The organism is Psychrobacter muriicola 2pS (assembly GCF_904846535.1).
GTDB classification, from domain to species: Bacteria; Pseudomonadota; Gammaproteobacteria; order Pseudomonadales; family Moraxellaceae; genus Psychrobacter; species Psychrobacter aquimaris.
Genome location: NZ_CAJHBC010000026.1, coordinates 1 through 721 on the forward strand (window position 1 = coordinate 1; position 721 = coordinate 721).

Annotated in this window: 1 rRNA gene; it reads left to right on the plus strand. The window is 42.0% G+C overall.

What is annotated here, in order from left to right:
- Nucleotides 1–130 precede the first annotated feature (130 nt).
- Nucleotides 131–245, plus strand: a 5S ribosomal RNA gene (gene rrf, locus JMX93_RS14275).
- The last annotated feature ends 476 nt before the right edge of the window (nt 246–721 follow it).

Consider the following 721-nt stretch of genomic DNA (forward strand, 5'->3'; position numbering starts at 1 on the left):
GAAAGCTTTAGAATAAAGAAAGAATATTTCGATATCACCTTAAACCTTGATTCAGTTAGGTTTATGTTGGTCGACGACAAGTAACCTTGAAGTCAATAATAACAACAACAGACTCATATCTAACCCCTTTGCTGACGACAATAGCATGATGGAACCACCTGATCCCTTCCCGAACTCAGAAGTGAAACATCATAGCGCCAATGGTAGTGTGGATTCGTCCATGTGAGAGTAGGTCATCGTCAGCTCTCTATTCTAAAAAGAGCCATCCCTAGCGGGGTGGCTCTTTTTTTTATCTTTTATTCCTAGTGACCTACGCAGCAAATCCTATTGAAAGGATTTGCTCTTGCGCTGCCTAGCAAAGCACTGCTTTGCCTTAACGGCGCTCAGGTCATCGTCAGCTCTCTATTCCTGAATCGCCCCTTAACTTAATTGTTGAGGGGCTTTTCTTTGTGCGTGTGGGTTTGGTTGGGTTTGGTTGGGTTTTGGCTGGGTTTTGGCTGGGTTTTGGCTGGGTTTTGGCTGGGTTTAACGATTAAATATGGCTCAGTAAAATAATCATAAAAAAGTATTGATTCACCTTTATCCAGTCCAAAACCCTCGTAGACTGCCACCCTTTTCGAAAGGCAAGTGGTTTGGAAGCTTAGATAATCAAGCTATTTCACACTAAATAGAAATTACCTCTTGACTCAAGATTTAAAGCGTCTATAATACGCCCACACAA